Source organism: Ruminococcus sp. AF17-12 (assembly GCF_003479245.1).
GTDB classification, from domain to species: Bacteria; Bacillota; Clostridia; order Lachnospirales; family Lachnospiraceae; genus Blautia_A; species Blautia_A fusiformis.
Genome location: NZ_QUGY01000004.1, coordinates 16,356 through 42,081, shown reverse-complemented (window position 1 = coordinate 42,081; position 25,726 = coordinate 16,356). Strand labels below are relative to the sequence as shown.

19 protein-coding genes and 1 pseudogene are annotated in these 25,726 nt (G+C 38.9%); 3 read left to right on the top strand and 17 right to left on the bottom strand.

The features are described from left to right. Positions 1-52: 52 nt before the first annotated feature. Both rfbB and rfbD read left to right on the top strand, forming a co-directional pair. Positions 53-1,087, top strand: coding sequence for a dTDP-glucose 4,6-dehydratase (gene rfbB / locus DWW77_RS05300; RefSeq protein WP_015525710.1), 1,035 nt, complete (start codon positions 53-55; stop codon positions 1,085-1,087). Continuing rightward, positions 1,084-2,016: a dTDP-4-dehydrorhamnose reductase gene (rfbD, locus tag DWW77_RS05295; RefSeq protein WP_092069245.1), complete on the top strand. Its 933-nt coding sequence runs from the start codon at positions 1,084-1,086 to the stop codon at positions 2,014-2,016. Before rfbB ends, rfbD begins: the two co-directional genes overlap by 4 nt. Before the next feature lie 123 nt (positions 2,017-2,139). Here rfbD and DWW77_RS05290 read toward each other — a convergent pair whose 3' ends face one another. From DWW77_RS05290 to glmM, 3 genes are all read right to left on the bottom strand, one after another. Then, entirely contained in the window at positions 2,140-3,762 is a 1,623-nt protein-coding gene (locus DWW77_RS05290; RefSeq protein WP_118608211.1) for an LCP family glycopolymer transferase, read from the bottom strand. 219 nt (positions 3,763-3,981) lie between these two features. Then, positions 3,982-5,820 (bottom strand): glutamine--fructose-6-phosphate transaminase (isomerizing), encoded by a 1,839-nt coding sequence (gene glmS / locus DWW77_RS05285; protein WP_118608210.1) that lies wholly within the window; start codon positions 5,818-5,820, stop codon positions 3,982-3,984. 81 nt (positions 5,821-5,901) lie between these two features. Further along, complete coding sequence (gene glmM / locus DWW77_RS05280; protein ID WP_059086318.1) at positions 5,902-7,290, bottom strand: phosphoglucosamine mutase; 1,389 nt, start codon at positions 7,288-7,290, stop codon at positions 5,902-5,904. Between the two features lie 158 nt (positions 7,291-7,448). Here glmM and tnpC point away from each other — a divergent pair. Further along, positions 7,449-8,486 (top strand): annotated as a pseudogene (tnpC, locus tag DWW77_RS05270) (IS66 family transposase). Positions 8,487-8,721: 235 nt separating this feature from the next. On the opposite strand, the gene DWW77_RS05265 reads toward tnpC, so the two are convergent. From DWW77_RS05265 to DWW77_RS05200, 14 genes are all read right to left on the bottom strand, one after another. Further along, positions 8,722-9,954: a nucleotide sugar dehydrogenase gene (locus DWW77_RS05265; RefSeq protein WP_118608207.1), complete on the bottom strand. Its 1,233-nt coding sequence runs from the start codon at positions 9,952-9,954 to the stop codon at positions 8,722-8,724. A gap of 16 nt (positions 9,955-9,970) precedes the next feature. Further along, complete coding sequence (locus DWW77_RS05260) at positions 9,971-11,059, bottom strand: GDP-mannose 4,6-dehydratase (protein WP_118608206.1); 1,089 nt, start codon at positions 11,057-11,059, stop codon at positions 9,971-9,973. A gap of 34 nt (positions 11,060-11,093) precedes the next feature. Continuing rightward, complete coding sequence (locus tag DWW77_RS05255; protein WP_118608205.1) at positions 11,094-12,590, bottom strand: lipopolysaccharide biosynthesis protein; 1,497 nt, start codon at positions 12,588-12,590, stop codon at positions 11,094-11,096. Between the two features lie 20 nt (positions 12,591-12,610). Beyond that, positions 12,611-13,468, bottom strand: a complete 858-nt coding sequence (locus DWW77_RS05250) for an ATP-grasp fold amidoligase family protein (protein WP_202048777.1) — start codon at positions 13,466-13,468, stop codon at positions 12,611-12,613. A 45-nt stretch (positions 13,469-13,513) separates the two neighbouring features. Then, positions 13,514-14,485: an NAD-dependent epimerase/dehydratase family protein gene (locus DWW77_RS05245; RefSeq protein ID WP_118608203.1), complete on the bottom strand. Its 972-nt coding sequence runs from the start codon at positions 14,483-14,485 to the stop codon at positions 13,514-13,516. Further along, positions 14,479-15,750, bottom strand: coding sequence for an O-antigen ligase family protein (locus DWW77_RS05240; protein ID WP_118608202.1), 1,272 nt, complete (start codon positions 15,748-15,750; stop codon positions 14,479-14,481). Before DWW77_RS05240 ends, DWW77_RS05245 begins: the two co-directional genes overlap by 7 nt. Positions 15,751-15,790: 40 nt before the next feature. Then, positions 15,791-16,693, bottom strand: coding sequence for a glycosyltransferase domain-containing protein (locus tag DWW77_RS05235; RefSeq protein WP_118608201.1), 903 nt, complete (start codon positions 16,691-16,693; stop codon positions 15,791-15,793). An 18-nt stretch (positions 16,694-16,711) separates the two neighbouring features. Continuing rightward, complete coding sequence (locus DWW77_RS05230; RefSeq protein WP_118608200.1) at positions 16,712-17,428, bottom strand: IspD/TarI family cytidylyltransferase; 717 nt, start codon at positions 17,426-17,428, stop codon at positions 16,712-16,714. Between the two features lie 15 nt (positions 17,429-17,443). Next, positions 17,444-18,343 carry a glycosyltransferase family 2 protein gene (locus tag DWW77_RS05225; protein WP_118608199.1) on the bottom strand — a complete coding sequence of 300 codons (900 nt, stop codon included), beginning with the start codon at positions 18,341-18,343 and terminating at the stop codon, positions 17,444-17,446. After that, positions 18,340-19,254 (bottom strand): LicD family protein, encoded by a 915-nt coding sequence (locus DWW77_RS05220; protein WP_118608198.1) that lies wholly within the window; start codon positions 19,252-19,254, stop codon positions 18,340-18,342. The genes DWW77_RS05225 and DWW77_RS05220 overlap by 4 nt, the downstream gene beginning before the upstream one ends. Positions 19,255-19,324: 70 nt before the next feature. After that, complete coding sequence (locus tag DWW77_RS05215) at positions 19,325-20,602, bottom strand: sugar transferase (RefSeq protein ID WP_286187990.1); 1,278 nt, start codon at positions 20,600-20,602, stop codon at positions 19,325-19,327. Positions 20,603-20,622: 20 nt separating this feature from the next. After that, on the bottom strand, positions 20,623-21,906 hold the full coding sequence (locus tag DWW77_RS05210) for a DegT/DnrJ/EryC1/StrS family aminotransferase (RefSeq protein WP_118608197.1): 1,284 nt from the start codon (positions 21,904-21,906) through the stop codon (positions 20,623-20,625). A gap of 41 nt (positions 21,907-21,947) precedes the next feature. Next, positions 21,948-24,155 (bottom strand): polysaccharide biosynthesis protein, encoded by a 2,208-nt coding sequence (locus DWW77_RS05205; protein ID WP_353616918.1) that lies wholly within the window; start codon positions 24,153-24,155, stop codon positions 21,948-21,950. A gap of 104 nt (positions 24,156-24,259) precedes the next feature. Next, complete coding sequence (locus DWW77_RS05200; protein WP_118608196.1) at positions 24,260-25,678, bottom strand: sugar transferase; 1,419 nt, start codon at positions 25,676-25,678, stop codon at positions 24,260-24,262. Positions 25,679-25,726: the final 48 nt, after the last annotated feature.

Here is a 25,726-nt window from a genome sequence, read left to right as displayed (position 1 = left end):
GTTTCGACGGAATCCGCATAAGATCAATCATTTATTATAAAGGAGATTTTTTATGACAATCATCGTTACCGGCGGCGCCGGATTTATCGGAAGCAACTTTATTTTTCATATGATGGAGGCTCATCCGGATTACCGTATCGTATGCCTGGACTGCCTGACCTATGCCGGAAACCTTTCCACTCTTGCACCGGTCATGGACAAGCCGAACTTCCGCTTTGTAAAGGAAAGCATCACAGACCGTGACGCTGTTTACAAGCTTTTCGAGGAGGAACATCCGGACATCGTGGTAAACTTCGCAGCTGAGAGCCACGTAGACCGTTCCATCGAAAACCCGGAGGTATTCCTTGACACCAACATCAAGGGTACTGCTGTTCTCATGGATGCTTGCCGTAAATACGGAATCCAGCGTTATCATCAGGTTTCCACAGACGAGGTTTACGGAGATCTTCCTCTTGACAGACCTGACCTCTTCTTCACAGAGGAAACTCCGATCCATACAAGCAGCCCGTACAGCTCCTCCAAAGCAGGTGCTGACCTTCTTGTTCTCGCATACCACAGAACCTACGGCCTGCCTGTGACCATCAGCCGCTGCTCCAACAACTACGGCCCGTATCACTTCCCGGAAAAGCTGATCCCGCTGATGATCGCCAACGCTCTGAACGACAAACCACTCCCGGTTTACGGAAAGGGCGAAAATGTCCGCGACTGGCTCTATGTTGAGGATCACTGCCGTGCCATCGACCTGATCATCCACAAAGGGCGTGTAGGCGAGGTTTACAATGTAGGCGGACATAACGAGATGAAAAACATCGATATCGTAAAACTGATCTGCAAGGAGCTTGGCAAACCGGAAAGCCTGATCACACATGTAGCAGACCGTAAAGGCCATGACATGCGCTACGCTATCGACCCGACCAAGATCCACAACGAGCTTGGATGGCTTCCTGAAACAAAATTCGCAGACGGAATCAAAAAGACCATCAAATGGTACCTTGACAACAAGGAATGGTGGGAAACCATCATCTCCGGTGAGTATCAGAACTACTACGAAAAAATGTATGGAAACCGCGAGGAGGTTAAAGCATGAGATTTTTCGTAACAGGTGTTGGCGGCCAGCTTGGCCATGACGTAATGAATGAACTGTCCGGCCGTGGACATGAAGGCGTAGGAAGTGACATTGCTCCTTCCTACAGCGGCATCGCTGATGGTACTCCTGTTACCACCATGCCTTATGTGCAGCTTGATATCACAGATAAAGAAGCGGTAGCAAAAACCATCCGTGAGGTAAAGCCTGATGCAGTGGTACACTGTGCCGCATGGACAGCCGTAGACGCTGCAGAGGACGAGGAAAACCGTGAAAAGGTACGTCTTGTCAATGTTGTAGGAACACAGAACATTGCGGACATCTGCAAGGAGCTTGGCATCAAGATGATGTATATTTCCACAGACTACGTTTTTGACGGCCAGGGAACCACACCATGGGATCCGGACTGCAAGGACTACGCTCCACAGAACGTATACGGTCAGACCAAGCTTGACGGTGAACTGGCAGTATCCGGCACTGTAGATAAATTCTTTATCGTACGTATTGCATGGGTATTCGGCAAAAACGGCAAAAACTTTATCCGTACCATGGTAAATCTGGGAAAAACCCATGACAAGCTTACCGTAGTCAGTGACCAGATTGGAACTCCGACCTACACCTACGACCTTGCACGTCTTCTGGTAGACATGGTCGAGACAGAGAAATACGGCTACTATCACGCAACCAACGAAGGCGGCTTCATCAGCTGGTATGATTTCACTAAAGAGATCTTCCGCCAGGCTGCTGCCCTCGGCCACAAGGAATACGAAAAAGTAGAGGTATCTCCTGTCACAACTGCAGAGTACGGCGTTTCCAAGGCTGTACGTCCATTCAACAGCCGCCTGGATAAATCCAAGCTTGTAAAAAACGGCTTCCAGCCACTTCCAACATGGCAGGATGCCCTGGAAAGATATCTGAAAGAGATCCTGTAAAAAAAAGTCCATCGGTAATCGCCGGTGGATTTTTTTCGTTCTGTTTCTCATGAAAAAACAGCCGGTGGAAAGCTTTACGCTTTCCCGGCTGTTCTTATGCTAAAATTTAATAATTTTATCTTACTACTGTGCAACAGTTCCGTCTGCTGCCTGGGCATCTGCTGTGCCATTCTGTGTGGCATCTGCAGTCTCACCCTGCGCTTCTGCTGTACTTCCCTCTGCAGCTGCCTGTGCATCATTATCCGTAGCTTCTGCCACTGATGTTGCACTGTCTGCCTCCTCCTGGGAAACAGTCTCTCCGTCACGAACCTTCTTCATCATGGCCTCCGCCTTCTGAACGGTAGACTCATCCGGGATCATAACGTAAGCCTTCTGGCTCATGGAGTACGGCTTCTGTGTGTCACCGGTACCATTTACACTGTAGCTTACGATGTTCCAGTCACCGCCATTGTTCAGCTGCTGCTGGAGCAGTCTGGCGATCTCCTCATAGGAGATATTGGTCTCAAAGCATCCCTGGATGCTGGAAAGGACAGAAGAATAATTCTTCAGAAGCTCCGGTGAAAGAGCCTTGTTGATCACCCCCTTGATCACTGCCATCTGGTTCTTGCCACGCTGACGGTCGCCCTCTTTAAAGGCATAACGCTCACGGCTGAATACCAGAGCCTGCTCACCGTTCAGGTAGTTCTCTCCCTGATTGAAGTGATATCCTGTCTCATTCTTGGAATCAAAGTCATAGTCAGAATAAACGGTAACTCCGCCAAGCGCATCGATCAGCTGCTCAAATCCCGCAAAGTTGATACGGAAATAATAGTTGATATCCTCATTGTAAAGCATTCCCAGAGTATCCATACATACATTGATACCATAGATACCTGCATGTGTCAGCTTATCTCTCTGTCCGCCTGAAATAGAAAGCGGTACAAAATAATCACGAGGTGTAGAAACCAGAAGCACCTGTCTGGTAGCTGTATTTACCGTAGCAATGATATTGGAATCGCTTCGGCTCTTTGCAACAAGGCCGCTGCGGCTGTCGATACCACTGATAAAAATGGTATATACAGAACCGTCATTGGTATTCTCTTCAGCCTTCGCCTCTGTCTCCTGCGGCTCAATGGTCGTCTCCACCTTCTTCACAGTCAGCTCTCTGATCCTGGAAGAAATATCGGAATATCCATCCATCTCTTCAATAACGCTTAAATATGCGCTGTTCAGCACGATCGCACCTGTCTGTCCGTTCAGAAGACCGTCAACCAGCTCTGTAAGTCCTGCAAACTCCTGGACCTGCACAGTCTTGCCTGTCTCAGAATCCACCTCCTGGATAGCCTTGTCAGAATTGGCTCTGTCAAGATCTGTCAGCACACCATACACATAATCTGCTGTAGCCCCTATGGAATCTGCAGAATCATCTGCACGGACATAAATGCCGACCTCCGTAACCTCTGTGTTCACACCGGAAATCCCTGCCAGTGTAGAATGTGTCTTATAAACATACATACTTCCGAGAATGAATACTGCTGCAAAGACTGCTGCAAGGATCACTCCCACTACAAATCTTATCTTACCATCCGTACTCCATACAAGCGCTCCGACGATCACGATCAGGACCAGCATTACCAGTCCGATCACTGCAATGAACTTCGTCGGGATCACCTTCATATTCAGAAGCATGACCGCAAATACGATCGCTGTGATCAGAACCACAAGCGTCACGATCAGCCCTGGGATATGTTTTCCCATTTTTCTCATATGCAATCCTCCATTTTTGCTGGTACAGAAAATATTCCATATGGACACTCTCTGTACAGATTCAAATATCCTAATCATTTTACGCTTTTTTACTGATAAAAGCAAGAAATATCGTAAATCGCCAAATGCAAAAACAGTTCCGTGATATCATGATTCTTTTATGCTCTCACGATGTCACGGAACTGCCGCTAAAATGTTCCTTCTGTAAAATGGATTTCCTTATTCCACGGTAACACTCTTGGCAAGATTTCTCGGTTTATCCACATCCAGACCTTTATTTACACTGACATAGTAACCCAGAAGCTGCAGCGGGATCACTGCCAGAGAAGTTGCAAAATGCGGATCTGTTTTCGGGATATAAACCGTAAAGTCAGCAGTATCCTCGATATTATAGTTCCCAAATGTAGTAAGCCCCATCAGATATGCCCCACGGCTTCTGCACTCCACCATATTGCTGACTGTTTTCTCATAAAGCTCCGGCTGTGTCAAGACACCGATCACAAGGGTGCCGTCCTCGATCAGGGAAATGGTGCCATGCTTCAGCTCACCAGCTGCATATGCTTCAGAATGGATGTAACTGATCTCCTTCATCTTAAGGCTGCCCTCAAGGCTGATGGCATAATCGATCCCTCTTCCGATAAAAAAGATATCCTTTGCATTGGCCTGCTTGGAGGCGAACCACTGAAGCCTTTCCTTATCCTCGATGATCCTGCTGATCTTGTCCGGAAGTGTCTTCAATTCCTTAATGTAGGACTCACACTGCTCCTCTGAGATCTTTCCGCGGACCAGTGCCATCTGCAATGCCAGCACATAGGAAGCGATCAGCTGTGTACTGTACGCCTTGGTGGTAGCAACCGAGATTTCCGGTCCTGCAAGTGTGTAGAATACATGATCCGCCTCTCTTGCAATGGAAGAACCCACCACATTGACAATAGCCAGCGTGCGGATCCCCTTCTCCTTACATTCCCGAAGTGCAGCCAGACTGTCCGCAGTCTCACCGGACTGACTGATGATCACTGCCAGGCCGTCAGGATCCAGAAGCGGCTTCCGGTAACGGAACTCCGAAGCAAGCTCCACACGCACCGGAAGACCTGCAAGATCCTCGATCACATACTGTGCAGCCATTCCCACATGGTAAGCAGAGCCGCAGGCCACGATATAAACCTGGCTGATGCTGCGGATCCTCTCATCATCCAGACCGATCTCCGTCAGATCCAGCCTGCCCTCCCGGATAACGGAGTTCAGTGTATCTGCAACTGCTTTCGGCTGCTCATGGATCTCCTTCATCATGAAATGCTCAAAACCGGCTTTCTCCGCTGCCTCTGCATCCCACTCAATGATCTTAGGCTCCTTCTCGATCTCCTCACCATCCAGATTGTAAAAAGTGATCTCACCCGGTTTTACACATGCCAGCTCCAGATTTCCGATATAATAAACATTTCTTGTATACTTCAGGATCGCAGGAACATCCGATGCGATATAGGATTCTCCATTCTCCACACCCAGGATCATAGGGCTGTCTTTTCTCGCTACAAAGATCTCTTCCGGATAATCACGGAACATCATTGCCAGCGCATAGGAACCACGGATACGCACCATGGCATGACGCACTGCCTCAACCGGAGATCCGCCGTATTTCTGGTAGTAATAATCCACCAGCTTCACAGCAACCTCCGTATCTGTGGAAGAATAAAAAGAATATCCCCTGCGGAGAAGCTTCTCCTTCAGCTCCTGGTAATTCTCGATAATGCCGTTATGCACAGCTGCCACATTTCCGTTATCACTGACATGAGGATGGGCATTGACCTCTGATGGTTCTCCGTGAGTTGCCCAGCGGGTATGACCGATCCCGCACATACCCGGAACAGATTCACCTGCGTTTGTTTTCTCCAGAAGGACCTTCAGACGGCCCTTCGCCTTAATGATCTCGATATCCTTTTCCCCGTCACGCACTGCGATGCCGGCGGAATCATATCCCCTGTATTCCAGTTTGGAAAGCCCGTCCAGAAGGATGGGTGCTGCCTGATGCCTGCCTGTAAAACCTACAATTCCACACATGATTTTTTTCTCCTCTTATTGCATTTTTATATTCTTCTGACTGCTCCGTTCTTCAGACACCTGCGGTCTGCATCCAGGACATCACTCTGCCACATGCCCCTTCTTACGGACGATCTCAACCACCTGGTCCACATATTTTCTGCAAAGCTCCTCACTCTCTGCCTCAACCATAACACGAAGCAGAGGTTCTGTACCGGATTCTCTCACCAGGATCCTTCCGGTGTCTCCAAGCGCCTCAGCCACACTCTCTACTGCTGCCTGCACATCCACATCTGCCTGCGCTGCTGCCTTGTCATGGACACGCACGTTCTCAAGAACCTGGGGATAGATCGCCAGATCAGCAGTAAGCTCACTGAGCTTTTTCTTCCTTGCCATTATAACTTCCATCATCTTCAGACTTGTAAGGATGCCATCCCCGGTAGATGCATACTTGGAAAAAATAATGTGCCCGGACTGCTCACCACCAATACGGCAGCCATTCTGCATCATATATTCATAAACATATTTATCCCCTACTGCAGTCTTCGCATAATCGATATCAAGAGCATCAAAAGCCTTGTAAAGGCCAAAATTGGACATTACCGTAGTCACAACCGTATTGGTGAGAAGCTTTCCGCGCTCCTTCATATAACGGCCGTACACATAAAGGATCGCATCCCCGCTGACCACATTTCCCTTCTCATCCACACAGAGACAGCGGTCCGCATCTCCATCGTAGGCAAAGCCAACATCCAGCCCCTTCTCCACTACAAGCTTCTGGAGACCCTCGATATGGGTGGAACCGGCATTGTTATTGATATTGGTACCATCCGGCTCAGCATTGATCACATAAGTCTTCGCTCCCAGCGCATCAAAAACCGCCTTTGCGATATTCCATGCACTTCCGTTGGCACAGTCCAGACCAATCCTCATTCCCTTAAAGGAATATACTCCCAGGGAGATCAGATATCCTATGTAACGGTTCCGGCCTGCCGAATAATCCACCGTCCTGCCGATCTCACCGCCCTTTGTAAAAGGAATCTCATGCCATTTCTCTCCGAACAGCTGAAGACGGTCATCCAGATAATCCTCCACCAGAGCGATGATTTCCTCTTCCATCTTCTCACCCTGGCCATTGATCAGCTTAATCCCGTTATCATAATAAGGATTATGGCTGGCAGAGATCATAATACCACAGTCAAAGCCATCGGTACGAGCAACATAAGCCACAGACGGCGTTGTTGTCACGTGGAGAAGATAAGCATCCGCTCCGGACGCCACCAGTCCGCCGACCAGCGAATACTCAAACATATAGCTGGAACGCCGGGTATCCTTGCCGATCACGATCCTGGCCGCAGCCGTCTCCCCCGCTCTTCTGCGCAGCTCATTATAATACCATCCCAGAAAACGCCCGATCTTGAAAGCATGATCTGCAGTTAACGAAACACCCGCTTCTCCACGGAAGCCATCTGTACCAAAATATTTTCCCATTTCTTGCTCTCCTTTGTGTGCTAATATTTATAACCTATCTTATGCATTAATGTGTCATACAGATTGATCAGAATTGTTCTTACCTTTCTGTATGAACATCAATAATACTGTTTATCCCTGTGTGTTAGGATAGTTGTCAGTGAAAGAAAATTACTTTTGTGGTAGTATATAGCTATCACAGGGTCAATGGCAAATATACAAATGCTCTGCCTCTGGAACGACAGTCAAAAGCTTTTAAGACAAATGGCATCCAGCTTTCCAAAAATACCATGGCTAACTGAGTGATCAAAAGTACCGATGTATACCTGTCCCTGATCTATGACAGTAAAGTCATACATGCGGATGAGTCACCGGTAAAAGTCATGCGGATCGATCATGCAAAGATCAAAAACGGTAAGAAGATTTACATGTGGGTCTACCGAAACCGGCCTTTGCGCGGAACTCATCCCATCGTCCTCTTTGACTGGCAGCCTTCCCGCCACTCAGACCATCCGCGTGAATTCCTGAATACTTTCTCCGGGACTGTGGTCACGGATGGATACCAGGTCTATCATAAACTTGCAAGGGAACGCCGTGATCTTAAAGTCGCAGGATGCTGGATCCATGCAAGAAGACCTTTTGCAGAATTCATAAAATCTGTCGAGCAGGATACCGCCAGAGGGTCGATCGCCCAGGAAGCATACCGCATGATCACAGAGATCATGCACATCGACAATACCTTTGATGACCTCTCTGTCACAGACCGCAAAAAGCAGCGTCAGCTTGTTCTTTTAGAAAAAGTGGATGCTTATTTCGCATGGGCAAAACAGAAGTACTCACAGGTAACTCATAACAGCACAATTGGAAAGGCTCTCGCTTACAGTATAAATCAGGAAGAATATCTTCGTGTGTTTTTATCTGACGGCAATGTCCCAATGGATAACAATTATGCAGAACAGGCAATCCGGCCTTTTACCATTGGCCGTAAAAACTTCGTAATGATTGAATCTTCCACTGGTGCAAAGGCAAGTGCGATCCTGTACAGCCTGGTCGAAACAGCAAAGGCAAACATGCTAAATACCTTTGAATATTTCAACCTGCTGCTTACTGAGATCCCTCAGCATATGGATGACAAAGATCTCATGTTTATTGATGATCTTCTTCCATGGTCGCCCAGAATCCAGAAAGAATGTCCAAGCCGCTACAAAAAAACTTGATTTTTCAATGTGCATATCTATTTTCATAAAGTCAGCTCAATCCCCAGTACTCATGTTTGAGGATTTACTGCCAGACTTTATGAAAAACTAATTCTGTTACTTTTGTATGACTGTTTTATGATCCGGCTAAAACACAATAAAAATACGAAAAAACAACAAAACCCTGTTATTCCTCAACTGGAATTTTGCTTAGTAATTATTTCATAAGTATTCATTTAAATTTATAACTTATCTTTTAATCTCTGTAAAAGATATCTCTTGTATATACTCGTTCTTTTACATCATCTAGGCATTTATCATATCTATTTGCAATAATTGCCTGACTCTGCTCTTTAAATGCCTCAAGATCATTTACGACTTTGCTTCCAAAAAATGTCGTTCCATCCTCTAATGTCGGCTCATAAACAATAATGGTGGCACCTTTGGCCTTAATGCGCTTCATCACACCTTGTATAGAGGACTGACGGAAATTATCTGAATTTGATTTCATGGTAAGCCGATATACACCAACAATAACCTCTTTCTCTTTGCTTGTATCATAATCATCATTAGCTTCATATGCACCGGTAAGCTCCAACACACGCTCTGCAATATAATCTTTACGTGTTTTATTGGATTCTACGATTGCAGACATCATATTTTGCGGAACATCTGCATAGTTAGCCAAAAGCTGCTTTGTATCTTTCGGCAAACAATATCCACCATATCCAAAAGACGGATTATTATAATGAGAGCCAATACGTGGATCCAGACACACCCCATTTATAATCTGCTGAGTATTCAAACCTTTCATTTCAGCATAAGTATCAAGTTCATTAAAGTACGATACCCGCAATGCCAAATATGTATTTGCAAACAGTTTAACTGCTTCAGCCTCAGTAAATCCCATAATCAATGTGTCAATATTTTCCTTAATAGCTCCCTCCTGTAAAAGTCCGGCAAATGTTTTGGCTGCTTTTACAAGTCTTGCATTCTGTATATCAGTACCAACAATAATTCTTGATGGATATAGATTATCATAAAGTGCCTTCGATTCCCTCAAAAATTCCGGGCTAAAAATAATATTATCACAGTGATACTTTTCACGAACAGATGCTGTAAAACCAACTGGAATCGTAGATTTGATAATCATTATCGCATCCGGATTATATCTGATTACCAACTGAATCACTGCTTCTACTGCAGATGTATCAAAGAAATTTTTTTTACTGTCATAATTGGTAGGTGCCGCAATCACCACAAAATCAGCATCTTTATATGCTATCTCTGCATCCAATGTAGCTGTCAGGTTTAATTCTTTTTCTGCCAGGTACTTCTCGATATACTCATCCTGAATCGGACTGATTCTCTTATTAATTTTTTCTACTTTTTCCGGAATAATATCAACTGCCATCACTTCATGATGCTGTGATAACAATGTCGCAATGGACAAACCAACATATCCTGTTCCAGCTACTGCTATCTTCATACGTCAAAACTCCTTTTTACATATAAAATTCTTTATACCACTCTGCAAACTTTCTTAATCCGTTTCTAAGACTAGTTTTAGGTTTAAAACCAAAATCCTGCTCCAATGCAGTCGTATCTGCATAAGTAATTGGAACATCTCCTGGCTGCATTGGAACTAGCTTTTTATGTGACTCAAAATCATAATCAGCCGGCAACACTTCTGCTCGAATCAATTCCTGCTGTAAAATATCCACAAAATCAAGCAGATTTTCCGGCTGATTATTTCCAATGTTGTAAACTGCATAAGGTGGAATTGGCAGACCATCTTCTCCATTCCTCTTTTCCGGCGCAGCCTGCATTACACGCTTTACTCCTTCTACAATGTCATCCACATAGGTAAAATCACGTTTACAGTTTCCATAATTAAAAATTTGAATGGTATCGCCTGCACGAAGTTTATTCGTAAATCCAAAATATGCCATATCCGGACGTCCTGCCGGTCCATATACAGTAAAAAATCGAAGACCAGTTGACGGAATATTATATAATTTGCTATAAGCATGAGCCATCAGCTCATTTGATTTCTTCGTTGCGGCATACAAGGATACCGGATTATCTACTTTGTCTTCTGTAGAATATGGGATTTTTTTGTTTGTTCCATAAACAGAAGAACTAGATGCATATACCAGATGTTCTACACCTTTCTGTCCATTATCATAGGAATGACGACACGCTTCAAGAATATTGTAAAATCCCATCAGATTACTCTCAATGTACACATCTGGATTTGTGATAGAATAACGAACCCCTGCCTGAGCAGCCAAATTTACAACCACTGCTGGTTTATATTCTTCAAAAATCTGATTAATCAATTCTTTATCTGCAATGTTTCCTTTTATAAATTTCCATGATGATCCTGGATGTTCACTGACAACCGTTTCAATTTCTTTTAATCTCCATTCCTTGATTGAAACATCATAATAATCATTCATATTATCTATTCCGATGATGTTAACAGATTCCTTCATACACAACAATTTGTGAACTAGATTTGATCCAATAAACCCAGCTACGCCAGTTATTAAAACAACTTTACCATTTAACATGATATTCTGCTTTTTCATTTATATATTTGTACTCCTTTATTTTATAAATAATCTAATTTAAACCTTTTCTTATCACTTTTAATAATCTTACAATTTTTTCTCTATAAAAAATCATATTAATTGCTACAATAATACATCCAAATATAATAATTGTAGAAAAAGCTAATAAGACCCACGAAATAATATCGATATTCTTCATGTGTATCTGATTACATACAATAAACCCTATAATTATAGTAAATATATCAATTGAAAATTGCTTTATAGATTTTACAAGTGGCCACTTTATAAAATTTTTTGAATCGTAATACATCATCCACATCGTCTGAAATGTCATTGCACAAATTGTACCTATTGCAACACCTATCAAGCCCCAAATTTGAACCATCATAATCGAAAGAACTATGTTCATAATTGTAGCAATAATATAATTGCATTGTGTTTGTTTATAATGTCCAGCTGCAAGTATCATAATATTATAAGGTAACCGTAAACAATGCATTGCATTTGCCACTGTTAATAATATAGCAAAGCTTGGTACAACATAATTAGCATCTGTAATTCCCTCAGTATAAACCTGAACAAACGGAACAATCAAAAACAATGTGCAACCAAAAATAAACACAACACCTGTATGTATACTCCATTCAATCCATTCAAAATATTTTTTCAAATTATCTAATTCTTGTTTTGCCCAAAGCTCCCCTATTAACGATTGAATTCCATTTGTTAGTGATAAAAATAACTGTTTTACTCCACTTACAACCAAATAATATACTGAATAAATAGATACATCTGACAATGTTGCAAAAATTGTTAATACAATATTATCCGTACTATCCAACACAACTGAACAAACATGTTGTGCAACACCATTCCATTTTTGTTTAATAGGTTCCTCATCATAGCTAATTTTTCGATTAATTACATAGTGTCTATTTATGTATATTCTTAAGTAAATGGGTCTAAATAAATATATCAAAGATGACATTAGTTTAAGTAATTGTATTGAACTACCACATTTTATTAAACTTATACTTATAACAGTATTTAGTATTAATGTTATTGTCTGTGCATTATATTGAATATAGCCTTTTTGATCCGCAGTTAATAATAACCGGTCAACAACCCCAAAATAGTATTGTGCAAAATAACTAATGCACATTGCTCCTATTAATGTTGCTGTATAAAGAAAACTATATTTTTGATTTCCCAAATAAGGATAACAAAAAACAAGTATAATTATATATATTATTAAAATTCGCGCTAAATTTTTAAAAAACTTTTCTGCTGATGCTAATATTTTACTAACTTGAACATTATCATTTTCTGCCAAAGGTTTATACAATGTTGATTGGACAACTGCACCTACCCCCAATTCAAGGAAAGAAATTATACTCAAAAATTGTGCAATAGAATTGACTAATCCATTAACAGACGATCCATATTGTTTCAAAATTAATCTCGGTAATATAAAACCACTTACTATTGTTGTCACCTGAAATATTAAAGATGAAATAGTATTTTTGGCTAATTTTCTTTCTCTCATCATATCCCTCTATTTATCAATTATTTTACTGGCAAATTTATCATACTTCCCAAACGATAATCCCATTCATCCGGAATAAATGGAACAAATCCACTCCAATGTGAAAAAGTCATTTCTCCAAAATAAATATTTCCATTAATATCATAAAAATCTATTCTAACTTGTGGAATTCCCTCTGATAATATTTCAGCCAACTTTTTCATTTTTTCAAAAGACTTGGGTTTTATTATAATCTTATTAGAATTAGGATGACCATTAGTAAATGGCAAATGATTAAATTCCATATCAAAAAAATCAAACTTAGTTTCTTCATTAGTATTTTGTCTATCCGAAGCAATAAACATTACTTTTGCTATCCCATTAAAACAAAAAAATTTGTAATCTTTTAACTCATATCCTGATTCATCTACCATATATTTTTCTGCAATAATTCTATGCTTCACATTTTTATATGGCCACTCTCTGCCTTGAAGATAATAGTTATTATTTAAAGAATCTTCAATAATTTTTTTTGTTTTTACAAGATTCATTTTATCTTTATCTTTTACAATTACAACGCCTCCTGAATCATGAGTTGTTTTTAATACAAATTGATTTGGTAATTCACTAAAATTAATTTTGTCAAATTCCTCCCATACACCCAATGTAGGTATTATATATTCTTTTCCTATTTTATTTTCGACATAATTTTTAGCTTCATATTTATCCACCATCTTACTATATGTTGGATTACGGTCATATAATTTTAACCATTGAATTTTTTCATTAAAAGTTTTTGGCTCCTTTAAGTTAAGTTTCCTCCCAAAAATTCTCCTATAATAAATCTGCAAATATATTTTATCTGGTAACAATTGTGCTAGCCTATGTTTTATAGTCATAATAATATACCTCCTCATTTATTCTTGTTAAACTTTTCAATTCTATTACTTATTATTAGCCATCCATTCAATCATCAGCTTATACATTTTTTCTAAATCTATAGTTGGATTCCATCCCAACATTCTTATTTTGCTCGTATCTAAATTCATATGCAATGTAGGCGCATACCCATATTTAAAAGAATTTTCTGATTCATCTATAATAACTTTTATTTTATTATTTGAACATTTATCAACTACCAATTTAGCCATTTCATAAATAGAACAATACGTTTTTTCATTAGCTGCATTATACGCTTCACTTATTTTTCCTTTAACTAAAACAGTTAATACTGCCATTGCTGCATCTTTTGTATATAAATAACTTCTTCTCGTCTCACCCTTGGTTTTTAAAACAATATTTTTTTTCTCTAAAACACATCTTGCAAACTCAGCAAATACCCTTTTATCATCATAGACAACACCTTCTCCAAATGTCTGTGTTAATCTTATAACCTTAACTGGAACTTTATATTCTCCTGCATATGATGCACATAAATTTTCACAAACACGTTTTGAAATAGGATAGCTTGATCTTACCGACATCGTATTTAAATTTGATTCACTATCTTCACTAATTTTCAAATCACTTTTAGGGCAACCATAAACTTCCATGCTGGATAAATATACCATTCCTTTTACATTATTATATTTTGCAATTTCCAATATCCTCCTAGTTCCATTAATAGCATTCATAATAATTTCAACTGGTTCATCAACAAATGATTCACTAGAAGTATTTGCCGCCGCGTGAATAACATAATCAATTTTCATATTTTCAATAGGTATATCTACAATATCATAATTTAAATAATCAATATTGGTATATTTTCCTAATATTTTTTTTGCTTTTTCAATATTTCTTACCACTGCCACTATTTTTACATTATAATTCTCCAGTACCTTTACTATTGACGAACCTATTAATCCAGTTGCTCCTGTTAACAATACCTTTTTTCCATTCAATTCATTTAACATTTCAATTTTCCTTTATTCTTATCATCATATTTTGTTAATCGTTCACAATAAATAAATATAAACAATAATTTGTAATATGTTGTTTTACTCAAATAACTAACTGCTGCATTATCCAAAATCAGGCTCAAAATTAGAAAAGTAAAACATATTACAAACTCTCCGTCTGATAATCTTCTAAATTTAATCATTTTTTTTAAAATAAAAGCATAAATCCAATAATAAATAATAAAACCAATAATCCCTCCATCTGCCAGCATTTCCCAATAATTATTATGCAGATAATAATCTTTTTTTCCCATTATTTTCAATACAACAAGTTTTGCATTATCTATACCAATTCCTAATATAGGATGATGAACAAATATTTCTTTTCCAATTTTTATTAATTCTGATCTTTCCGTAATAGATAAGCCCACTTCTCCTCTTCCTGAAAAATAATTAACAACATATTGCATACGTTCATTTAATGCAGAGAAAGCTGGAACATAAGAAATCACAAACCATAACACAATTAACACAATAAGTATTTTGATTAATCCCCAGAATTTACTTATAAAATTTTTATTATTCATATTTTTTAAAATCAGCATCATAAAAGTTCCAATTCCTATTATGATAATAGCTTTTCTACTTTGTGAAAATGCAATTATTAAAATGCAAAGAAAAGAAAATGGTAAATAGCAAACATGAGATTTTTTATACAAAAATAAATATATGTTAATTAATATAGAATACGCAGCTCTCATTCCTAATACATTCGCATTAATAAAATCATTCGACAATCTATTAGAAATCGAAAATTCTGATGATTTCAATATTAAAACAAAATAGTCTATGCCATAATACATTATAGACGATATAATAACAAAATAACCACTTATCATAAATATCTTTAACATAGTATCTATGGTACTTTCATTTCTATAGCATATATATATAACGTACATCATTAAAAAAGTACCTATGAAATCACTTCCCCACATATTAGTAAGATTTGAATCTATTGCCCATAATCCACTACAAAATGTGAATATAATAACTCCTAATAAATATCCTTGATATTTTGAAAACTTTATCTTAATTATAAATTCATTTTGAAGTGCAGTTCCTATTATCATCATTATTAAGGACAATAATAACACATATTGCCCTTTAGCGAATGGTACATATTTGCCAATAATATTTATTTCTATAGTTGTACAAAACAGGATTGCTGATAAATTTTTGATCATTTCTCCTATGCTATAACGTCCTATCTTTTTCAATGGGTAACCCTCCTAATCACCATCCTATTTTATATTTTCTTTAATTGTGTTTATCTACTCTATTAAATCTTGGGTTTTTTGAAATATTGTTACCTAATATATACACATCATTCTTATAATGATTTTTCCAAATAACAAATGGTAAGCTAAATTGATCTCTTGTCGGATATTTATTGTATTCATTCCACCAATCATTCATAATTTTTTTTAACATTTTATCTTTATGTTTCCGAACTATTATAGAATTTTCATAAAGTCCGAAGTGCCTCGGAAAACCTATCTTTTCATATTCATATAACTGTTTATCATAATTTTCATTTATACTTGCTCTTTTATAATGTCTTACCGCAATAACTTCATCAAAAATACAATCTCTTGCACTATGATAATGCACTCCTAATACAGCATTTCCCATATTTTTAATTATTGGTAATACTGAAGTTACTATTTCTATATTTCCATCCACATAAACACTATAATCATATCCTCTTAAATAATTAAACGGTAACATTTTTATTTTGCGATTTAATAATATAGGTGAATATTTCTCGTATTCTAATAATTGTGTCACATCAATCTTATTCCAAATAGTATCTGTTGGTAATTCTTGATCTGTAAACATATAATAGTCTACTTCAGGATCTACAATAATTGGATCTATAAAATTATCATAATTCCCGATAATGCAACTATAAACTGCTATCTTTTTTCCTTTAATATTATTGTTTCCACCAATTTGGGTATCTATATTCGCAGCAGTTGTAAAATTTTCAATCGCATAATGTCTAAATTTTAAATCTTCAAATATTTGATTAAATCTTCCATGAATTAAATTATTTAAATAATATTTCATTTTTTCTTTTTTTTGAAATTCATTTGACCAATAAATTTCCTGATAGCGCTTATTTAACTGCAATATTCTCTGATCTAAACTTTTAGACATATCTATTGTCTCCCCATTTTATTGTAATTGTTCATTTTCTTTCACATCATAGATTGCTCTAAATGTATAAAAATCTTCCGGTGTCGTAATTTTGATGTTTCCGTAATCTCCATTTACAACATGCATCTTTGCTCCATGATGTGCCATCAATGTGCATGAATCTATCTCATTTATAATTCCTTTAGAAATAGCTTCTTCATCAGCAGCCAAAATATCTTTCAAATAAAAACTTTCCGGTGCTTTTGCAGTTCTAGATTCATTACGTTCTACTACTTCCGTAATATTGTTTTTCTCATCTATCAAAACAACAGATTCTTTTGTTGGAGCACAAGTTACCGCACTTCCATATTTTTTTACACTCTCAATATTATCTGAAATAATCTGTTTTCCTATTAAAGGTCTAACACCATCATGAATCAATACAATATTATCATCTACTCCAAATATATCTTCTGCTGCTTTTAATCCAGCATAAATGGAAAGTTGTCCCGTTTTTCCCCCAGGAACAATTTTAGCAATTTTATCCAAACGATATCTAAATTGCATTTCTTTCATATAATTAATCCAATCTTTAACACATACAACAATAATTCCATCAATTTCGGCATGTTCTTGAAATTTTTCAATAGTATGTACTATAATTGGTTTCCCATGAACCATCAAAAATTGTTTAGGCCTATCTTTGGTATTCATACGCGTGCCAACTCCGCCAGCAAAAATAATTGCAATATTCATTATTATATCCTTTCACTAAAACAATTCAAAAACAACTTTAAAAATAAATGCACACAAATTTTCATTTGAATATTTCCTGAAATATCTATTATTAAATATAAGATTCAATTTTCCTGAAAAAGATGTTGAATTTGCTCCCCAAACAATAGCCTTACACTTTTCAGATTCTTTAGGAAAAAGTATCTTCATTTGTTTTGCCAACAAACTTCTTCCACACCTTAAATCTTTTCTCTTTATTTTTTTTATTTGTTGAACAAGTATATCTTTTCTTGTCTTTTTTCTTGCTCCAACTACATTATTTTCATGCTGTCGATAAAGTATATATCCATTTTTATCGTAGATAATAGTTCCACATATACTTGCTACCATAGCAACCCAAACATCATGTATTCTGCTATATAATAATTCTTTTGCTGGCCTTTTTTTTAAAAGAATATTTTGCAATTCTCTATTCCAAATCATAGTACATCCCGTTGCACTATTTTGAACAAATATTTTTTCACTCGATAAATCCGGATTTCTATTAAATCTAACACCTATTTCACTTCCATATTTATCTATTAATCGCTGATTCGAACAATATAAAATCGGCCCTTTTTGGTGTCTAATTTTTTCAATTCCTTTTTCCATTTTATTATTAAGCCAAATATCATCTTGATCCGCAAAAGCATAAAATTCAAAACTGTTAGGAACTTTATATACTAATTCCATAAAGCTATTTCCTACTCCGATATTTTCTCCTCTTATAATATTTATATTGTCATACTTTTCTACAATATCTACTGTATGATCAATTGATCCATCATCCCGAATAAAAATCTCAACTGATACATTCTCTTGTCCTAATATGCTTTCAATTTGTTCTTTAATATATTTTTCTCCATTATATGTACTCATTAGTACTGCAACATTCATATATTCTCCTCTTTATTCAAATCAAAATATAAAACAAAATGACTTTCCTGATTATCTCTTGATGGTGGGGTCATATAATTTTTTCCATAATTATGTAATAGATAAGTTTGAGGATCTGCTGGCGCATATAATTTTAATTCTTCAAACTTTATCTCAGATAGAGGAAAAAAAACCTTTTCTGAAAAAATTTCTCCTAGATAATGTTTTCTTCCCATTGCACTGGTAACATACTTAGATTTTTTTTTCTGTTGAACCGCTCTATCAACTTTATTAAACCATTCTTCTGGTTTTTTCCATGAAAACAATTTTCCCAACAAATACTCTCCATAAAATATACATTTACCAGTAAAAGAGTGCATCATCATTTTTTTATAATTCTCATTTGGATAAACATAACCTGTTACAGATGCTGCTATTAACATCAAAAAATTGCAATATATTCCCTTTAAAATTCGTAATAGTTTATTATCAGGAACATAATCATATGGAAATACATCAATTAAAACACAATTTGGCTGCAATGGAGTGCTTCCTTCTGCAACTTTTAATGTAGTTCCTCTTTTATAAATTTGCATAAACCGATTGCCATTAGGATATTTTGAATTAGGACATCTTAAATAATATCTATCACCTAATTCACTATCAAAAATTTCTATAAATTTTTGATAGTCACATCTTTTCATTCCAAAGTCAATATCATCATCCCATGGTATAAAGCCGCCATGCCGTACAGCTCCAAGTAAACTTCCACCTACTAAAAACATTTTTATTCCATACTTTTTACATACCATATCTATTTCTTGTGTCATCAAAAGAAAGGTATTCTTCAAATCCTTTTTTTCCGTCTCAGTAAGTTTCCTAATATTTTTCTCATTTGACACTTTGTTAAGTATTTTTTTTTTGTTTATCAATTACATCACCTTTTTTAGAATATTGATATCTCAATTTTAAATATCACTTACTTTTTAAAATATCACGCACTTATTTTTCACGCGCAAATGTCCTAAATACCCATCCCCTTAATCTATTTGTCAACACCCTCTGAACAATCCATCTTTTTATTATATTAATACAATATGTTTTTCTATTTATCATTCCATGTGTTAGCATATAAGTTTGAAGTTTTTTTTCGCTTTGAAAATATTTGTTACCACCACGTCGCTGGTACATCTCTTTTCCAACCCGAACTTTTACAAGAGTAGTTCCTGTATTTGCAAATTCTGCATTATTAAGCCACATTCTAATCCAGAGAAAATAATCCTCATTCCAAAACCAATCTTGATAACCACCTACAGCTTGAATAGTTGTTTTTTTATACATTACCGACATATGGTTAAAAGCACATCTTTTTTTCATATATTCTCTAATTTCATCATTTTTTTGAGGAACTCTTCTCCTACCCACAATATTAGATTCATCATTAATAAATTCTTCGATATCACCACCAACAACATCTATTGTAGGATGAAGCATAAAATATTTTAATTGTTCCTCAAATCTATTTGGTAATGAGATATCGTCACTATCCATACGAGCGATTAAATTATATTTAGCACTTTCTGTAGCAATTTTAAGTGCATTACCCAATCCACCATTTTCTTCTAAACGAATTACTCGAAGAAAAATGTATTTTTTTTGATAATTTTTTATAACATTATCTATTTCATTACTAACGGGTCCATCGACTACAAGAATCACTTCATCAGGCACTATCGTTTGAATATCAATAATGCTACTTAATGCTTGTTCCAGAAAGTCCGGATTGTCATTTTTATATACTGACATCGTTCCGTTCAGGATGTTAAAAGCTTCCGGCAGCTCATCAAGGCTTGTCTTTCTTAACCATGCACCAAATTTTGTCAGTCTTACTTCATCAGGAAGCAGATTTCCTTCTTCGTCTCGCTCATCTGTCATCGTACGAAATTTATACATTTTGAAAATCGTTTCTCTTCCGTCCTTATCTACCAAACCTGGACGATCCTGCGTAAAAATAACTGGTGATCCCAGTTTTATTTTTACTAAAAGAGCAACGCCTGCATAAATCGGACTAAAACATAAAATTGCTGCAGATGCACATATTACATCCATTCCTCGTTTTATATACTTCTCATAAAATCCCATCTTACGGGGTTTAATCGCACTCATTAATTCAGCAGTATATGTAGTCTTATCTGCTTCCTTTTTCATTGCATGTGCTGTTGTCGCAGTCGTTACTGCTGTACTTCCTGCCAGAAGACCTAATTTTTTCTTTTTAGACACAATCTCATTCCCCTTGAATACTATTCAAAACAAGCCCGAATAACCTCAATGATCCTCTCCTGCTGCTCCACTGTCATCTTATTATCACTAGGCAGACACAGACCTCGGTTGAAAATATCCATTCCAACATCAGACACGCTGCCTGCAATATATGCATTCGATCTGGCTCTTCCATTTCCGTCTTTTACAACAAATGGATTCAGACGATAAATCGGCTGCATATGCATCGGTTTCCAGACTGGGCGTCCTTCTGCATTAATAGATGCAATTGCTTCCAGAATCTCTGTCGGACAGGTTTTTCCTGTTTCTTTTATGTAGCAGACATCCTGCTCGCCACGAACCTGCTTGCACATCGCTTTCTTATCAATAATCAGACAAGACAGCCAGTAATTTGGCTCAGAATTTTCCAGATCCATTGGATTCATGGATACTGGTAATCCTTTTAATCCCTCTTTATATCTCTCATAGATTGCTTTTTTCTGTGCAATATGTTCATTTAAATATGAAAACTGCCCACGTACAACGCCAGCAACCACATTGCTCATTCGATAGTTATATCCCAGTTCTTCATGCTGGTACCATGCAGCATTCTCTCTGGCCTGCGTTGACCATTTACGTACTTTATTTGCAGCTTCTTCATCATCTGTCAGGAAACATCCGCCTGAACTTCCTGTAATGATCTTGTTTCCATTAAAAGAAATCGTATTATACTTTCCAAACGTACCTGTCTGAACACCTTTATATGTGGCTCCCATAGATTCTGCCGCATCCTCGATCAAAATAGCTCCATGCTTTCTGATCACAGCATTTAATTCTTCTATCTTTCCCGGAGTTCCGTAAAGATGTGCAATAACCACAACCTTCGTATCAGGATAGATTTCAAAGGCTTTTTCCAATGCTTCCGGATCCATGTTCCAGGTATCATACTCTGTATCTATAAATACCGGTTCTCCGCCTTCGTATACAACTGGATTTACTGTTGCATCAAAAGTCATATCGGAGCAGAAAACTTTTTTTCCTTCCAATGCTCCATGACCTACTTTCGGCATACCATATGCTTCGATTCCAGCCAGTTTCATAGCCAGATGTAAAGAAGCCGTTCCTGCTGATAAAGCTACCGCATATTTGCAGCCAATATATTCACAGGCAAGTTTTTCTACTTCATTAATGTTTTTTCCTACTGTAGACATCCAGTTTGTTTCATATGCTTCTTTTACATATTCAATTTCCGGTCCATGCATTGTTGGACTGCTTAACCAGACTTTGGATTCAAATTTTTCAAACTTATTACTTTCTTTGAACATGGCTCTCTACCTCTTTTTATGTACTTTCAGTTTATGCTTGATCACTTCTCCGCAGCCACAGCCGCCTCACTCATCAGCTCCTCATACACCTTCTTATGCAGCTTCAGGTCGGAATCCGCAGAGTGATAGGTCGGTACGATCGCGGCTACGATGTCTCGGATCTTTTCGCTGTTGGCGTAGCCGTATGCTGCCAGGACTTCCAGCTGTTTGAAGAATTCCTGTACGTCCATTTCGATGGGTTTGCCGATGTGGATGAGGTCGTTTGGAGTTTTCTCCATGCCTTCTTCGGCCATCAGCTTTTCTTCGTAAAGCTTTTCGCCTGGGCGGAGACCAGTGTAGGTGACTTTGATGTCTACATCCGGGGTGTAGCCGGAAAGCTTGATCAGGTTTCGGGCAAGGGTGTCGATCTTTACCGGGGCTCCCATGTCCAGGACGAAGATCTCGCCGCCTTTGGCGTAGGTTCCTGCCTGGAGGACAAGGCTTACGGCCTCCGGGATAGTCATAAAGTAGCGGATGATGTCCGGATGTGTGACGGTGACAGGGCCGCCTTTTTCGATCTGGCGCTTGAACAGCGGGATCACACTTCCGTTGCTGCCGAGAACGTTTCCGAATCGTACAGCTACGAATTCTGTGCCGGTTCCTGTTTTCGATGTATGGTTCTCACTTACATATGCCTGGCCTTCGTTATCGTGAAGTGCATCCAGGGTATCCTTTCTGTGTCCGCCAAGTCGTGGCAGCCAGTCGGTGTGTCCGTTGTGGCTGACCATGTTCATGCTCTGGACTACCATTTCGCAGAGTCGTTTGCTGGCGCCCATGATGTTGGTCGGGTTTACGGCCTTGTCGGTGCTGATCAGCACAAATCGCTGACAGCCGTTCATCATTGCCGCATATGCAGTCTTATAGGTTCCTACCACATTGTTCTTGATCGCCTCACAGGGGCTGTTCTCCATCAGCGGTACGTGCTTATGTGCGGCTGCATGATATACGATCTCCGGCTTGTAGGTTTCAAATACCCAGTTGATCCTTTTGCTGTCACGGACGGAGCCGATCAGTACCTTCAGGTTCAGGTTCGGATAACTGGCCTTCAGCTCCTGTTCAATGTCGTAAGCGTTATTTTCATAAATATCGAAGATCACCAGGAGCTCCGGCTCATGACCTGCGATCTGACGGCAGAGCTCACTTCCGATGGAACCGCCGCCTCCTGTTACCAGGATCCTTTTGCCCTTCAGATACTGAAAGATTTCTGACATGTTGACTTTGATGGTGTCTCGTCCGAGAAGATCCTCCACTGCTACTTTTTTCATCTTGCTCAAGGATACTTCTCCGTTTACAAGCTGATATACACCCGGAAGCTGCTTCAGCTCGCATCCGGTTTCCTTGCAGATGTTCAGGATATCCCGCTTCTGATGCGGTGTTGCAGTCGGAATCGCAAGAAGGATCTGATTGATATGATACTTATCCACATTGAGAAAAATATCGTCTCTTCCGCCTACCACCGGAACTCCTTCCATGTATCTTCCCCATTTATTCGGATTGTCATCGATCAGGCAGCGTACTCTGGAATTGGTTTCCCTTGCATTCTGAAGCTCCCGGACAATGGTTCTTCCCGCTTCTCCTGCACCGATGATCATTACGTTTTTGCTCCGCTCTTCACGCTCGCTCTTTTCTCTGCGGTTCCGCTCAAGAAGTACAAAACGATAGGAGAAACGTACGCCTACAGTCAGGAAAAACTGCAGCATGACACCGATCAGATAATAGGAGGCCGGCATCCGTCCCCAGAAGATCGTGATACCCGCAATATGCAGAACGCCTGTGATCACAGTTGCTACCGTGATCTTGATCAGCTCATGGAAGCTTGCGAAACGCCATACACTGTTATACAGATGCATGCATCCGAACACTGCCAGGATGATAATGGTATAGATCGGTGCAAAACTCCTCCATGCAGCAAAATAATCTGTGGGGATCGAGAAATACCGAAAATCGAATCTCACCAGCAGCGCCATAAAATAAGAAAAATTAACAGCTATTATGTCATAGATGATCAGATATATCGCAATTACTTTCCAATGTTCTAACTTCTTCATACTTCCTCCGGTCTGTCTTACTGTTTCTGCATAATCCCTGATGTATTCTTCCTGCTCTTTGTCTTCTGTCTGCTTTTCCCTGGGACTTTGTTTTGCCAATGCCAGAAGCAGGACCAAGAACGCGAGAAGTACTACAATCAGCATGATCAATAAAATCTGCATTTTTAACTTCCTCTTTTATATTTATAACTTATCTAATTTATTTTTATCCCCGGACTGCACTTCCGCCGTCCGGGTCATTATATTCGAATCTCAATATGTATTGATCATTTCGCGCCGCTTCCGCGGAAAACGACCATAACTGTCTTAACCAGGATCTCAATGTCCAGCTTCAGACACCATTCGGCAATGTACTTCGTATCAAGCTCTACGACTTCCTCGAAATCCGTGATATCACTTCGACCGCTTACCTGCCACATACCGGTAAGTCCCGGCTTGATGGCCAGACGTTTGCGATGGTGAAGCTCGTACTTCTCCCACTCATCCATTGTCGGCGGTCTGGTTCCTACAAGGCTCATATCTCCTTTCAGAATATTCCAGAACTGCGGAAATTCATCCAGGGATGTCTTTCGGATAAAATGTCCTACTCCTTTGATGATTCGTGGATCATCATCCATTTTGAACATCATTCCGTCTTTTACGTTATTCTGTTTCATCAGTTCTTTTTTGCGTTCTTCTGCATCCATATACATGGAGCGGAATTTATAGATCTTGAACGGACGACCGTTCTTTCCCATGCGGACCTGTGAAAAAAATGCAGGACCCGGAGATTTGATCTTGATGGCCGGAACCAGAAAGATCGCTGCGATTCCTGTAAAAAGACAGCCTACCAAACCGCCTGCGATATCCATGGCTCTCTTAACAAACATCTGGCGCGGCGTTACAATGTGGATACTGCTGGAAAGCACGGTATATCCACCAAGCTCCTCCACCACCTGGTTCTTGCCAAGAGATTTCATGGTTGCCAGTCTCATATGGATGACAACTCCCATTGCAGAACAATCCTTGATCATCTGCTCCGGGATTGAGATTTGCTTAGGCACTGCAAAAAAAACTTCGTCGATCCAGTTCTTATGGATATAGGAGATCATATCCTCCTTCCCGGCTACTACCGGTACTCCACAGACGGATGCTCCCTTCTTGTCACAATCCATAAAAACAATTCCTGCCAGATGATAGGTTCCGTAATTATTCTTGCGGATGGTTTCCACCACATTGTCTGCATTTTCACTGACTGTAACGATCAGCAGGGATCGTTTCTCGCTTTCTTCGTATCTGCGATCCTTCAGGAATTTCTTCAGTGCCTGTCTGCCGCAATAGCTGAAGCAGGTATAAAGCACATAGGTGATCAGCAGGATCATTCTGGAATAATTGTTTCCAATTCTTAAAAGAAACATATATGCCAGAACCAGAAGGCAGACCAGTGTACACTGTTCAAAGGTTTTCTTCAGTTCCACCAGCATTCCTCTTCGCAGAACTCCGCTGAAGCTCTCATTAAAAAATGTGACCATCAGCTGGATAAGAAACATCACCACTGCCACATTTCGGTACAGCTCTGTCTCGTATGGCTGATCGATCCCGTTTCGGATCCAGTATGCAAGTACAAACGCAAGCTGCAGACACAGCATATCGCAGATCGCAAAATCCGCATGTTTTACCCAGCTACTGTTTTCTTTTTGATACATATCCTTTTATACGCCTTCCCTCGCTTACAGTATGTTATACTGTGTTTA